We start from the raw sequence: 15,288 nt of genomic DNA on the forward strand, positions 1-15,288 counted from the left end.
CTATAATTCTTCCAAAGCAAGACTACTAATGTGTATGCTTGTTAGAAGAAATAGATAACTCATATGGAAGGAAATAAAAACGGCAGTGCATAGTTTAACCATGCGCTGCCGTTGTATGGAATCAATCAAGAAATAGCCTGCACCGTAAACGTGCCTTTCACGCTCGAGCCTTGAACCGTGAAGCCGTAAACGCCGGGAAGAGCCTTCTTCAGCATGAAGATATTATCCCCTTTATGCAGGGGCGCCTCGAGGTTCAAATCCTCGGAGACAAACGTCATGCCGTCCGCGGACAGCGACGTAACATGGAACACCAGCTTAATCATAACGTCCGATCGGAAGTTGATATTGCGAGGGTTAAAGCCTGCCCCGTTCACTTCAACCGTAGCCGTCTGAAAGCCGTTGTCGGCGTCATATACGGCATCGGCGGTTGACGTTTGCCCAATCTTGGCCGCGTTTGAGTGATTCGCATGAGACAGCAGCACGGAGAAAAATAGGGCAACGGCCACCGCATACGCGGCGGACGCCGGAACACCGGAGAATGCGCGTTTTGTCTTCACCGCTGACTTCCTCTTCGTCCCTGCGGGCTCCGATGCATTTCGATCGTACCGTTCGGCGGCCTTCTGCATGAGGAATGCTAGAGCGACAAACGTTATATCTGCGCTAATCATGACGGCATCCGATACATAGAATCGCGCGCCTGCGAACAAGCCGATTCCCGCACCCAGCCATCCCGTAATGGCGGCGTTAACAGCCGTTGCAACACCGTATTTTTTCATATAACCCATGCCCAAAGCCGTTACCGCAGCCCCCGCAATTACGGCGGATAGTCCCAGCCTGTAATCGAGCGTTTCAATAAGCAGGAAGCCAAGCGCCGCGGACGCAAGGAAGATAAGGGCTATCGCGATCGTCCTGTTAGCCGTTCCCGCGATCATCAAGTATACCGTTGCACCCAGCACGAGCAATAAGCTTCCAATATCTAATCCCATAAAAGGAGCCTCTCTCTCGACGTTTTAATAGAATGATGTTATAGCTTTGATGCAAAGTTGATATCCGGGTATACATAAGGCACCGCGGAAGGCTCGGCTGCTTCGATATCGGTTGCGACAATCTTCATGATATCTCGCCCTCCCGCTTGCGTTTTGCCAATCGTGCCCGTCACCGTAATCCATGTATCGTTGGCGTAATCATCCGCGGAAGGAGTCTCGACAATCATGCCGTAAGGCGCAATGTCCGCAATGCAATGCGTCATCGCCATTCGGCCAACGATCAACTGACCGCCAGGCAGCTGCTTGTCCCGGTAAACAAAGCCCGTAATCTGAATCGTTTTCCCTTGGAAATTGTCCACGAAGCGATTAATAGCCTCAAGCTTCTCAATAAACCACTGATCCTTCATTTCAATCAGGTCTTGTTGATAGAGGAGCATGCCCAGCTTCGCATAATCGAGGTTGTAAGGCTGTGTGCGGAAAAGCTCCTTCAGTCCGCTGTCCACGTTGCCCTCCAGCTCCACAAGCTCGAGATCCGCCTTCCCGTCATCCACGGGAACCGCTCCCATGTTCATTCCTTTATTGACGGCAAGCGCTCCGGCAAATGCCGTGTTCGGAAGCGCAGCGCCAAGGAGCAGCGGCAGCAGGAACAGACCGTATATGCCCGATTTCTTGAGCAGCAGGCGCGTGCCTCCTTGCCGATGCCCCGCGGCTCCATGATCATGTTCATGATCGTGCCCGCAGTCGCAGACGACGACCTTCTCCCGAAGCGAACGAGCGGCCAGACGGAATTGGGAGCCTGCCAGCGCAAGCAATACGACGGAAGCCGCCACGACATAAGGCACCAGATCGGGCGCAATGTAGAGCAGCATATCTCCCGTTTGCCACAAGTAAAGGATAAGCGCAGCAAAGCCAATTAGAATAAGCCCTTTAAAGGAGTGGTCAAAGGCTTCGGTAAATGCGGGTTTCCAGCGTATCAATGTTTTCCCTCCCTAGTTCAAGACAAGCAGCGAGCCGACGTACACAAGCACGGTCACGCAGGCGCCTATAATAAGCACGAACCTCGCTTTGAATACCGCAAGCATCATAAGCAGGCTTTTCAGATTCAGCATCGGACCAAATACCATAAAGGCAAGCAGCGCGCCTTTATCGAAGGTGTTCAGAAACGACTGCGCGACAAAAGCATCCGACGTCGAGCAGAGCGACAACATAAAACCAAGCACCATCATCAGCGCGTTCGAGCTGCCGGGACCATGGCCCAAGGCCATCAAGTCGGCGTTAGAGACAAAGGTCTGCAAAAGACCAACCAAGATCGCGCCAATTAATAAAAACTTGCCCATATCGAAAAATTCGCTCACCGCATGACCCATAACCTCGGCGATTTTGCCTGAGCGGTGAGCCTGAGAATGTTCATGGTCAGCATCATGTTGATCATGATGCTGATGATGAGCATGCGCATGCTCGTGGGCGTGGCTGATCGGAGCATTCTTTGCTTCCCGCAGCGGATCGAATCGCACAAAGCGGTAGACAATGAGGCCAACAAGGAAAGCAATAACGAAAGCGAGCCCCATGCGCATATACGCCATTTCGGGATGACTGCGGAAAGCCGTAAACGTCGACCAAAAAACAATCGGGTTAATAATCGGCCCCACCAGGATAAAAGCCGCGGCTACATGCGTTGGCATTCCTTTGCGAATAAGGTTGCGAATAGCCGGTACCATCCCGCATTCGCAGATCGGGAAGAGGATGCCCAGCACCGTTGCCGTCAGAATTCCAAGCACGGGATTGGAAGGGATAAAGCGGCGAATCATAGCATCCGATACAAAAACATGCAGCAGCGCCGATACGATTACCCCAACCAGAATAAAGGGCATGGCTTCTAGCATGATGCTGATGAATAAGGTTTTGAACAACTGAAGCTTGGGATCGGCCAGCCAGGTCCCGGAAGCTTTACTCGAAAATAAGTAAAGCCCGAGAATAATCAGCAGGCTGACGGCAGCGAAGAGATTGGTGCGCGAGGATGCCGTCCTGCGTTGCATTGTCGTATTTTCCATATGTTCACGCTCCCGAATCAACCGATGAATACCCGTTCAACAAGCCAAATCCCGCCTAATAGCAGCGCCGTGCTCGATCCGGCCAATACAAATGTTCTCGCATGCCGGAAACGATGAATACCCAAGATAATCGGAAGCGCGATGCAAACCATCCCGAGCTGGACCGCCTCAATGCCCAGGTTAAAGCTTGCCAGATCAACGCCCATCTCCTTATGGGGAATATTCATGCCAACCAGAATATCTGCGAAGCCCATGCCATGGATCAAGCCGAACAAGAACGTAAGCATCCAGCGGTAGCTGACCTTCGGACGCACCATATTGTCGATCGCTACATAACAGATGCTTAATGCGATCATCGGTTCTACAAACGCGCCCGGAACATGGATCCAGCCCAGGACCGTCATGGTCAGCGTTATGCTGTGCGCGACGGTGAACGCGGTGATCATGACGAAATACTGCCGGATCGTTTGTCTGGCAATCAGCAGCGAGAACAGGAACAGCAGATGGTCATACCCGCCGAGAATATGATGCATGCCTAATTTGAAAAACGAATACCATCCGGAAGTCGAGCTGTCGCCGCTTTCTGCAACGGCGCTGTCCGGGACTGCGGCATCTCCCGCCGTATCGGTAGTTTGATCTCCTCCGCTTGCGGCGACTGCTTGTACATCCGCCGGCAATGCCGCGTATTGATCATCGGTGACTTGCATCGCCCATGTCCGGTCGCCGCCGTTTAATGCCGCGGTGCTTTGGCCGGAACCGTAATGGATCGTCAGCAAATTGACGTAGTTGGTTTTGGGATCTTTCTCGTAAAGCGTATCTGAAAGCGAGAGCGAATCTCCTCCGGATGCGGCCGGATAACGAACCTGCATAAATACCTGCGTCGCATCGCCTTTGCGGTCCAGATAATAGTTCTCGATCCGAACCGGCGCCTGAGCTTTCCCGCCTATTTTCAAAGTTATGTTCTTGCCAAAGACTTCCGCAAAAGGATCTTTGTCCGCTTCGAACTCTTCCGGCTCGAGCATTTTGTTCTCGTTGGCATCGCCGCCTACCCATTCGATGACGGATAGCTCGTCAATCGCATAAGTGACAACGGTACCGGATTTCGTCAAATCCACGGTCGTATAGCTTGCGCTGTACGCATGCGCGGATGCCGACAACGGAAACGAAACGGCCGCCAATGCAATAGCAATGGTGCCGCCAATACCGGCGATAACCTTTCCTAATTTGAGCGCAAACATGATCCGGTCTCCCTTCGATCAAGCGTAAACGGCTGCGCCGTCCTTTGGAGGAGCAGCATACGTTTATCGCGGAGAAATATAAGCACAGTATAGAGAAAACTTATACTTTCTTATATTTCAAGAAAAACAAGGAGCAGGGTGCCGGTCTGGCGACTGGGGCACCCTGGCTTGCTTTTTAAAAAATTAATGCGATACTGCTGACTCTATTTGTTCATCAGGTTATAAATCGCTTGCACCGCTTCCGCGCGGGTAGTGATGCCTTGCGGAACAAATTTATTGCCCGAGCGGCCATTAATCAGCTTAAGCTCGGCGGCGGCATTGACGTAATTTTTAGCCCAGTCCGATACGGTGCTCATATCCGCAAACGAGGATTCGTTTACCGTATCAAGTGGTTGTTTCTTCACAACCGCATAAGCTCTCATCATCATGGCAACCATTTCCTCGCGGGTGATGATGCCTTGCGGATCAAACGTTGTTACGGTACGGCCGGTCACAATGCCATTGCTGTACGCAATCGAGATCGGCTCCGCGTAATAAGCGCTGCTTGGTACGTCCGAGAACGATTTGCTCGTCGAAGCAGTCAGCTTAAGCGCATTGACGAGCAGCTTCGTGAATTCGCCGCGCGTAATCGCCCGGTTTGGTTCAAAGGTCGTATCGCTCGTACCGTTGACGATTTGTTTGGCAGCCATTTCTTGAATAACGTTGTGCGCCCAGAAGCTCGACGTTACGTCGCTGAAGTTGTGGGTAACCTTCAGTACGGCGTATTTGCTGAAGTGGCGGATCTGAGCTGTCATTACGCCGTTTGCGTATTCGCCGCCGATGTATTCCAGCTTGCCGTCATCACCGATATAGAAGATGCCATACAGTCCCGGATTTGCCGCTACAACCAAAGGATCGACCTTCAGGTGGAGCGTAATCGGCTCATTGAATTGCGTGAGCTTCGATGTCTCGCCGGCAGCTGTCGTGAAGGAAAGGCTGAATTCATAAATCTGGCCTTCGACTTGGATGACGGAATGGCTGCCCGTTTCGCTCTTATCAATCGCTTGGCTGGCGTCAGCCGTGCTTAGCGGCGACATCTGGATGGAGATCGTCCCCTTCGAAAGGTCCGCTCCAGGCACTTGTGCCGTCAATTGCTTCAGCAGCTCCGGCTGCAATTGCAGCTCTACGCTTCCCGATTGAAGAACTAACGGATGGCCGTTCAGAAGATCGGATGCATTGCCAGGCAAGCTGAATGCCGTCGTGTCCGGCTTCAAGACTACTGTGGTAACGCCTTGCTTAAGCATGTCGGCCGTTATCGGAGTAACGTTAGTCGGCGTTCCGGTCGAGCCGCCGCCGTTATTTCCGCCGTTGTTGCCTCCGTTATTGCTAGAAGTCTTCGCCGGAACGATCACAGAGATCGCTGCCGTATCCGCCGTTGTCTGATCGGATGTTCTTGTTACCGTCACGACAACTTGAACCGTAGTAGCTTCAGTTGGCGGTGTTACCGTTCCATCCGTTGCTATTACGCCTGTTGGCGTCACGCTCTTAATGGTGTACGTGAATCCGCTTGGCGCTGCCGGCAATGTCCAGGATGTCGCATCCTTCGCCGGTGCCGGAAGGCTTGTCAGTGCCGCGGCAATTCCAGCAGCGGTCTGTTCGGCCGGCGTCTTCGCTGGAACGATAACCGAGATCGCTGCCGTATCCGCCTTTGTTTGATCGGATGTTCTTGTTACCGTCACGACAACCTGAACCGTAGTAGCTTCCGTTGGCGGTGTTACAGTGCCATCTGTTGCTATTACGCCTGCTGGTGTCACGCTCTTAATGGTGTACGTGAATCCGCTTGGTCCTGCCGGCAATGTCCAGGATGTTGCATCCTTCGCCGGTGCCGGAAGGCTGGTCAGCGCCGCGGCTATTTCAGCTGCGGTTTCTTTTTGACCACCATTGTCATTACCAGGTGGTGTCTTCGCCGGAACGATCACCGAAATCGCTGCCGTATCCGCCGTTGTTTGATCGGATGTTCTTGTTACCGTCACGACAACTTGAACCGTAGTAGCTTCAGTTGGCGGTGTTACAGTACCATCCGTTGCTATTACTCCTGTTGGCGTCACGCTCTTGATTGCATAAGTGAATCCGGTCGGCGCTGCCGGCAATGTCCAGGATGTCGCATCCTTCGCCGGTGCCGGAAGGCTGGTCAGCGCCGCGGCTATTCCGGCAGCGGTCTGTTCCACTTTGGACAGCTCTTTCGTATTCCGTACACGGATCCGCAGGCCTCCGGAATAACCGCCTGACAACCCTACCGCTTGCAGGGTTTCGCCGACGCTCAGAACCGGAATCGGTCCGCTCTGATCAACGATGTAGCCATCCGCGAACACAAGCAACGGTCCGCTTCCGTCATCGATAACATAGGAATTGCTGTCCGGTATCGAAGTGACCGTACCGGTCACCTTCACCAGTTGACCCAAGTTTGCGGCAGCCACCGCATCATGCGTGCTGACCGGCTTCGGTTCAGCTGCTGCGCCGGAGCTGACTTTTACTACGCTGGCCGCAAAGCCGTTGTACTCAAGTTCAATGTTGTTCTCGAATTCGCTGATATGGCCGTATACCCGCACGACGTCTCCCAAGGAGAGCGTATGCTCTGGCAATTCGTTAAACGCCATCATGCCGCCGGTTGCATCCTGCAGGTAGAACGCGTCAAAGAAGATTTCCGAATCGGATGTTACGGTACCTTGTACGACAACATCCGAACCGACTGGCAGCGCGCGCGCTTCCGCAATGGAGCTAACAACCGTCTCGCGGTGCGCAAGCCAATTGATCGCGTTAAGCGCAAATTCGTTATTGCCCTTTGCGTTGTAGCTTTCGTCCATTTGCTTATCGTTGAAAATATTCATGCCCGAAACGATGATTCTTCCTGCTCCAAGCGTTTCCGACGCAATGACCGGAATCGCCGAGCCTCCCGTCAGATCCGTAGGAGCCGGGGAAGCCGAGACATTGTACGCGTACGTATCGCTCTTCATCTGTGAAGCAAGCTGGAACGTAGATTCATTGCCTCTTGCCAGAATCGTTACCGTATCGCTGTCGGTCAGCCCCGCCTTGACCGGACCACCGCTGTTTTTCGCCAAGCTCGATCCGCTGTAATACTCGATTGTCGATACGAAATCCGTCAAGTAATTGCTGATCGGCTTAGGATGCAAACGGACGGAATAGTTCGAAGTCAGCGGCGTGCTCCAGAAGTTGCCGTCCTTCGTCTCATCGACCACCTCATCGTTATTCAGCACAATGGATGAGCCGATTCCTTCAAGAAGCGGATTCAAATTCTGGTTTGTGGCGCCATAGTTGCTCTTATCCGCCAACCAGACCGAACCGCCGCTATTGACGAAGTTTTTGATCGCCGTAATTTCATCCGCGCTGTAAGCCGCAGACGGATGGGAAATATAGAGCACGGCAGCGCCGTTAAGAACGGAGTCGTTAATTGCGGACGCCGTATTCTCGGCAACCGTATAGCCTTGAAGTCTCATTTGGTTCGTAAACGACTTCAGATTGTCTTTATAGCTGCCGGTATCTTTTGTCGTGTTCTCGTTGTTCTTCGAAGCGTCGATCAGAATTTTCTTTCCAAGCGGCGCTTTGATGGAGAAGGATTGGTGATACTCGTTTAACGTCGCTTCTGCCGTAGTCAGAACCACGATAATATCATGATTGCCGGCCAACGGATTGCTCCAGATGACGCTTGCCGTCGTTGATTTCCCGCTCTCCAGGGAATCGATTGTCGTCTGGCCGATCAAATGACCGCTGTCTTGTTGATCGTAGTAGTACGAAACCGTCATGCCGTTAATCGTTTCCGTGCCTTGGTTGCTGATGGAAGCGTTCAGCGTCGCAGCATTGCCGCCAATAATGGCGCCTTCCGCGGCTACAACCGTACCAACCTTCACAGCGACCGCTTCTTCCTCCGACCAGAACGGCGCGGAGTAAATCCGGTCTCCGTCAGCTTGCGTAACGCGGACGATGAACCATTGCTGTCCGCCTGCAACCGTAACGGTTGGCTTCCAGTTGAACGAAGTCTCATTAGACGCCGGCGTATACGATGCCGCTACCACGCCGCCGTTCGTAATCAGTTCGGCCTTCGCGATGTTATCGTTGGACTGCGTCGCGATATAGCTGTAACGCGGGTCGGATTTGTTTTCGAGCACGTCATCGCTGCCCGAAATATTGAAATTCAGCGTCTTGCTGTCGACGGTCGAACCCATATACCAGCCGTTTGCCGTCGCGTCCAGCTTAGCGTTTGGATCTTCGGTCATGTAGACGCGCATGTTGCGCATCGCATCCATAAGGGAATCCGTCGTCAAATCTTTCGATACTATGACCGTACGTCTTTTTGTCTGGCCCCAAGTCGCGTCATGGTTGTCTTCCCCGAAGGTTGGAGCAACATGCCAGCCGATATCGAGTGCCTTATAGTACATATTCTCAAGGTTTACGTAAGAGTAGTTGCCCGAGCCGTTGCCGACTTCGAACATGGTGAACAGCTTGTCTACTTGTTTGTTATACGGCAGGAAGCTGTTGAACGAGCCCGTTGGCGCGTTCGGATGGTTGAATTGGGCAACGATGTCATCGTATGACATGACCCACGAATAATACTTGTCCAGGTCCTGGTACATGCCGCCGTCTTCAACCCGGTCGATAAAGTTCTCCGTGCCAAATACGTTCGAGTGGCCCCAAGTCGTCGACGTCATCTCGAATGCCGGGAATACGACGAATTGTCCGTCAACCGTATTTGATTTTGCGAGCGACTTGGTGAGTGCCCAGCTTTCGCCGCCCTTGCGCTCAGGCATGCCGCCATGGGTCGCTGCATCCGCCTCCGTTCCCCGAATGGATGCATCAATATCGTGGGAATGGTCGGAGAACGCGAAATAGTCATAGCCGTAATATTTGGCCTGATCAAGCGCGGTTTGAGGATCCCCATGCGCGTCATGCGAAATATTCGTATGGTTATGCGTTGTGCCGTAGTAATGATTGCCGCCGGAAAAACGCTCTTCGATTGTAAACGTCCACGACTTATCCGTTTTGTTGCCAAGCGTGTCCTTGATAACCAATTGGATTGTGTGGTCGCCAACAGCCAAATCATCGTCTGTCGTCAGCGTAAGCGTTGCTTGCGTTGCCGTAAAGGTTGTGCGCTGTGTATAGTCAGCGCCGTCGATCTTCAACGTGGCATCGGAGAATTCAATGCCGCTCGGATCGTTGTAAGATGCGGAGATAGCCGGATGCTGCGTTTGGAGCTTGTCCCCTTCGGCAGGTGATAAGCTCGTAATAACAGGGCCGTCTTGATCGTCAACGATATCGATAGCGATCGGCTCCAAGCTGCTGCCGGAACCGGCCTTAACCTCTCCGGACGCCGCTTCGATGTAATAGAAAAGCTTGCCCGTCGTTGGAACATCCGTTTGCGGGATATGGCCGTTATAGTGCACCTTATCCGCGGCTGTCAGCGGAATGGAGCGATAATCCTCGCCTTCCGCCCCTTTGTAATACAGGGTTACGGAATCGGCGAATTTCGCCATGGCTTCAAAGCCCACGTCTACCCCGGTATAAGCTTTCGCAAGAGGCGTATGGCTGAATTGAAGCTCGCCCTTGACGTCCGCCGAGCTGCGCGGCATCAATCGGTAGCCGCTGTCATAAGGAGCTACCCGGTCGGCTTGTCCAACAATGCCGGTAAAGGTATAGGTTTCGTTTAACTCGATGGTATTGCCGGACATAGCAATGCCCGAGCCTGCCGTCACCCTGACGATAAACGTATTGCCCGCATCATCGGTCAGCGTTACGTCCGTATCCGCGCCCGATGCAGCCGTATTGGTGACTTTGCCTTTAATGGCGGCAAGCTTGCCTTCAAGCGGCTCCATAACAGCCGGCGTTGAAGCCTGCGCAAGCGTAAACGCTGCTGCGGCCGGCTGCTCTTGTTCGCCTTCGTCTTCCATCGAGGAAGCCAGAAGCTGAATCATGCCTGCCGTAAATGCGATTGTGCCGGTAACCTTCACTTTGTGTCCCGGTACAATGGAAATGCTTGGTGCCGCCCCGGCAATGACAGTAAGACCGCCGGTAGCGTCCTGCATATAGAAATGGGTCGGCTCCGTACCCAACGTTCCGTTAGCCGCGGTAACGATACCTTCCACGGTTGCCGTATAAGCAGCCTGCTGCGTCATGCCTTTTGCATCGGAAGCACGTACGTCGCTGATAGCCGTGATGGCCGGTTTGTTGTAGGAAGAAGCATCAATACGCGTATACGGACTTTCCGCATTGGCGTATGTATGCGTGAGATACACCGATTGAATGCCGGTCGCATTCTCGATGGTCATCGTAAACGAACCGTTAACTCCAGCCGTCGTTTGACCAACTGCCGTGAACGCGCCGCCAACGTAGGCATAAGCTTTCACCGCGGAATTCGCCACAACGGCATCCGCCGTGCCGCTCACCGACGTTGAACCGTCAAAAGTGATATTGGCAGCTACGGGCGCTTCTTTATAAGAAGCATTTTTCACGATGATTTCAGACGGCGCCGCAGGCGATTTCGGCACAAAGGTCACGAAATCCTTGGACGGATCCTTCGTGAAGTAAGCACCGTTATGCATGCCAACAGCCGCACGCGGGTCCGAGCCAATCTCGGTTCTGCGGACCATGACGCCGCTTGCGATATCCGATGCGATAAACGGCGTTCCCCATAAGAACGTTTTGCCGTCAAAGAAAGAGGATGCGCTGCCGTAAGCGAACAAATCGACGATATTTTCGTTGTTCGGATCGGAAGTCGCCGTCGCTGCTTGCGTCAGAATGACGATACCGCCGCCCGACGAGCCTGCATTTGGCCCAAGCGATCCGGTATCGTCAGCTGCTGCCGGAACGGCAGACAACGCGCTAGTATTGGCTGCTCCGGTCACCAGATAGTAACCATGCGCTTTGATGGTTCCGGTAAGCACGGTTCCTTTTCCCGTCGCTGCCGGATTGGTCAATGCCGTGTAATCGATGACCCAGCCTTTCAGGCTGATATCGTGGTCGGTACGATTATAAAGCTCGAAAAACTTATTCTTGTAAACGCCGTTTGCCGTTCCGCTGACGTTCAGCATGCTGAAGACAACGTCGCCCGGATTGGCTTTGTTCGGGTTCTCAATCGCAAAGTTCACGCCTGTCATGGCGCTGACCAGCTTATTCGCTGCTTTGGCAGTCACGAATACTTTCGAATTGCCGTCCGCATTGGTAAGACTAGCCGTAAACGATCCGTCCGCTTCGGCTGTCGTTGTGCCGGCCGGCGTCGTGCCGTCCGCCAAATAAACCGTAACGGCCGAGCCGCCAACTACGGCGGAAGCCGCTCCCGACACTGTCGAGTAGCTGGAATAAGTGATTTTGGAAGCGTTCGGAGCGGCTGTTTGTCCGACCGATACGTTCACCTTCGCGCTCTCTTCCTTGCCGGTCTCCGTTGCCGTCAACGCCACGGTACCCGCATGCGTCGGATTGCTGATCGCCAAAGTAAAGGAACCGTCCGCATTGGCGGTCGTGTTGCCAAGCGTTGTATTGTCCGCGCCGTATCCTTTAACTTCCGCGTTCGCAGGCACGGCTCCGACATCGCCGTTCAATGTCGAATAGTCGTCCACGAACGTGATTTTACTGGTTACAGGAGGCGTCGTTGTTTGCGCACCGCCATCGCCGCCGTCTCCACCGTCGCCGCCGGAGCCGTCAGTCGATTCACCGGCAACGATGATATTTTCGATCTGGCTTGTGCCAGTGGATTGGAATGCATCCGTTTCCGGAGATGTCCCTGTACCCGCACGAACAGATAAATTGTCAAAAATCGTCCATCTCAAATAAATCAATGATTGATTATCAACGCCGGAAGGCAGCGCTACGTTACTTAGCACGCCTGTTGTCCAATTGTTTTGAACTTTTACGGTGCCGCCTGCAACATCAGTCCAGCTTGTCCCGTCTAAGCTGTATTGAAGCTGAAAGTCTCTCGGTCCCGTATTTGAACCACGTTGAGTCGACGATACTTTTAGATTCGTATAACCGGTGGTCACCAGGGAAACCTGCCAGTAATCGCCCACTTTCCAATCTTTCCCGCTGACTACTGACATTGCGGGAGTCGATGCATCGTTGGAGAACGACACGGTTGGCAAGCTTGTCGTGATTTTCTTGTCCTTATTGATATCTAGCGTAACGCTCTGGTTCGCGGGAAGATCCGCCACTCCCGTGCCGGTCCCGTCCCATTTCGCGAGCGTTACCGCCGATGCCGCATTTGCCTGAGGCAACATGCTGCCCGGTTGGAGCAGCGTCAGAAGCATCATAACGGATAAAACGATGCCGAATACGCGTTTATTTTTTAACGCCGAATAACCCACTCAAATGCCTCCGTTCAATTAATCAGTAATGAGAAAGTCCTTAACAGAGGTAGGCCAAGCTGTATGGTGATAAAATAAACAGGACTTGCTTGTCAACGGCAAATAAACCGCCGATAAGCCGGTTTCTTCAGAAGCCGCGGTCCGTGCGCCCCGCCAAAAGCTAACGGATCGCGGCTTTTCGATTCCTATTTACGCATCGCAAGAGATGATGACTCCTTTCCGCAAAATTCTTCTAAAAAGTTCCCCAAAAATAGCTGGTCAGCCTTACCCCATTTGCATTATAGCACCGTTAATTCCGACAATTGTCATCCCAATATTAATTTTTTAGTCCTAAACTTTCTAAGGTTTTCATATGTTCAATTTCAGCGCGGAACCCTTTGAAATTTGGTTCCAATTAACAAAAAAACCGGAGCTGCAGCAGCCCCGGTACCCAAATTATCGTTATTTGGTCGAACAGATAACCTTCAGTCCAGAAACTCCAATCCCGTATTTCTCAAGTCGATATGAAACGTATAGCTGATTTCCGCACGCTTGAACATCTCCGGCCATTTCTCATACTCGGCAGGCTTCAAGCGGCTTCGGAAGCGATCGCCAAAGCCAAATACATCGGCGCCTTCCCGCTGCGTTTTCTCAAACATGGATTTGGCGTGCTTGTTCAGATCAGACTCCAGCTCGGCTAATATCTGCGGAGCATTCTGCTTCCGGGAACGGGAGCTGTCGATTAACGTTGTGACAAGCGAGCAATCGATTCGGATAATCGGCTTGCCATCCTGAAGAGCGGTCTTGATGCGACTATGATTATTTACGATTCGAATATCCGATTTGCTCATCAGCTCAACCTCCGAATCGTGGAACCGGTGCGTGAAAATTTCATACAAAAGCGACTCGTCCTTGTTTAACTCTCCAACAATCCTATCATTGACGAATATCGCATTGCCGGCAAGAACAAAGGAATTTTGTCTTCCCTCCGTTAGCAAGGGGATCAGATTGGCATGGAAGGGGTTATACAATTTAGCGTATACTTCCCACAGCATCGTTTTGTTTTTTCTGGGAACGCCTCCGGCGTAAGTTTCGAAAAAGAGCTTGGTATAAATGCCCGACAGCTCGCCAGTAGGGTTTGTCCTTGTAAAGATGCGCTCCATATCGCCTCTTATTATCGCTACAACGGCATCCAGCGGAACGGAACGCTCTCTTACCGCAAATTCCAAATAGGGTTCAATTCCCGACTTGGCTAATGATTCATCCACCAGAATCGCACGGGTAGAAGAAGGATCAAGTGCTTTTGGCAGCTTGTATTTCGCTTTGTTCATCGCATCCGAAACGGTCTGCCCATATTGGCTCATCGTAAAAAAATCTTTTTCCGACATGGCAAGCGTTCCCTTTGGCAACGGAAACCGAAACCATACGTTAATATCAGAACCGGAGGACTTCTCAAGACCCATAACGCCAACCATCATGCGGTTATCGATATCTTTAGCATCCCAGCATCCGGTTGTTAGGAACATAAGCAAACCGAATAGGCTGACAATCCTCCATCCACACCTTTTCCTGTTCATAAGCTCTCTTCCTTCCCGACTCTCTGGCCGTACGCCAGCGCAAGCCATCCAAGCAAAGGAAAAATAAACATGACATAGAGCCTGAAACCGATTGTTAATAGGGTAATCTCTTCAACAGTCCTCCAGGAGGTCAACAGGGTTGCTGCCGTATATACGGCCAAGAAGGCCAACGCATAAATAATGCGTATATTCGCCCTTGGTATTAAGCCGCTAAACATTTCGCCTACGGCGCGCAGCTTCAGAGCCATAATAACCAAAATGTAGAACATCGTTACGGATACAAAAATAGCGGTCAAGTTCTCAACCAAAACCCAATAATGAGATATGGCATCCATTTTGGAAATGAAGGGGAATGTCAGGCGCTTGCTTAATTCTCTCCCGAAAGTCACAATCGGCAAATAAATATGCCCGGCGATAAAAGGGAGCCCGCACAGAATGGCCGTCGCATACGCCTTCCAGGCACGCCGTGCCGACTGCCCTGTATAGGGTCCAATAAACGATGTAATAACAAACCCCATCCACATAAACGATCCGGCATAGAAGCTTTTATCGTAGAAGAAGTCGCCGTTTGTTCTGATCCATGGAGCACCAAGCGTCCAATGGACATCGCTTAGACCAACAATCAACAACCCCAAAGTTAACAGCACGGTGAACAGGAAAAACACCCTGGCCGCCCGCACGATAGGCATCATCCCGGCTAAGGCGAGTACAGCCGGAGCAAGGAGCATTCCGTTCAGAAAGGCTATCGGGGTGGTAGGAAGCATCGTCATCGTGATCATTTCCGAGTATGCCCTCAGCATAGTGACGAGAGCCGCAAATAAAAACAGAAATACGGGCAAGCAGATGATACATGTCCAGACCACGCCTATAGAGGCAATTATTCGGGCTAAAAGCTTCTCTCCGTTTAGTCGAGCCAGCAGCCTGCTGTACATCCAAGAGCTAAGAAGAGCACCAATTGCCCATATCACTAACGGAATCCAATAAGCCCCTTCCGTGCTGCGAATGATGAAGCATGGGTAGATGAAGCCTGCCGCCGCGCCTGTATACAGCATTTGAATGACCAGCATGTCATAACCGCCGATGGTTGATAAGCGCTTCATAATACGCTCCTT

7 protein-coding genes are annotated in these 15,288 nt (G+C 52.2%); all 7 read right to left on the reverse strand.

The window, feature by feature from the left end; all coding sequences use genetic code 11:
* Window positions 1-125: 125 nt before the first annotated feature.
* The 7 genes from M3194_RS26210 to M3194_RS26240 all read right to left on the reverse strand — a co-directional run bounded on the left by M3194_RS26210 (window position 126) and on the right by M3194_RS26240 (window position 15,276).
* Entirely contained in the window at window positions 126-986 is an 861-nt protein-coding gene (locus M3194_RS26210; protein ID WP_251657056.1) for a cupredoxin domain-containing protein, read from the reverse strand.
* A gap of 38 nt (window positions 987-1,024) precedes the next feature.
* The gene (locus tag M3194_RS26215; protein WP_251657057.1) at window positions 1,025-1,963 is read right to left on the reverse strand and encodes a TIGR03943 family putative permease subunit; all 939 of its coding nucleotides are present in this window, start codon (window positions 1,961-1,963) and stop codon (window positions 1,025-1,027) included.
* 12 nt (window positions 1,964-1,975) lie between these two features.
* Window positions 1,976-3,037, reverse strand: a complete 1,062-nt coding sequence (locus tag M3194_RS26220) for a permease (RefSeq protein WP_251657058.1) — start codon at window positions 3,035-3,037, stop codon at window positions 1,976-1,978.
* Between the two features lie 17 nt (window positions 3,038-3,054).
* On the reverse strand, window positions 3,055-4,275 hold the full coding sequence (locus tag M3194_RS26225; protein ID WP_251657059.1) for a HupE/UreJ family protein: 1,221 nt from the start codon (window positions 4,273-4,275) through the stop codon (window positions 3,055-3,057).
* 203 nt (window positions 4,276-4,478) lie between these two features.
* Window positions 4,479-12,620: an S-layer homology domain-containing protein gene (locus M3194_RS26230; RefSeq protein WP_251657060.1), complete on the reverse strand. Its 8,142-nt coding sequence runs from the start codon at window positions 12,618-12,620 to the stop codon at window positions 4,479-4,481.
* A 464-nt stretch (window positions 12,621-13,084) separates the two neighbouring features.
* Window positions 13,085-14,176 carry a Ger(x)C family spore germination protein gene (locus M3194_RS26235; RefSeq protein WP_251657061.1) on the reverse strand — a complete coding sequence of 364 codons (1,092 nt, stop codon included), beginning with the start codon at window positions 14,174-14,176 and terminating at the stop codon, window positions 13,085-13,087.
* Window positions 14,173-15,276, reverse strand: coding sequence for a GerAB/ArcD/ProY family transporter (locus M3194_RS26240; RefSeq protein ID WP_251657062.1), 1,104 nt, complete (start codon window positions 15,274-15,276; stop codon window positions 14,173-14,175). The genes M3194_RS26235 and M3194_RS26240 overlap by 4 nt, the downstream gene beginning before the upstream one ends.
* Window positions 15,277-15,288: the final 12 nt, after the last annotated feature.

It is taken from the genome of Paenibacillus glycanilyticus (assembly GCF_023715145.1).
Lineage (GTDB): Bacteria > Bacillota > Bacilli > Paenibacillales > Paenibacillaceae > Pristimantibacillus > Pristimantibacillus glycanilyticus_A.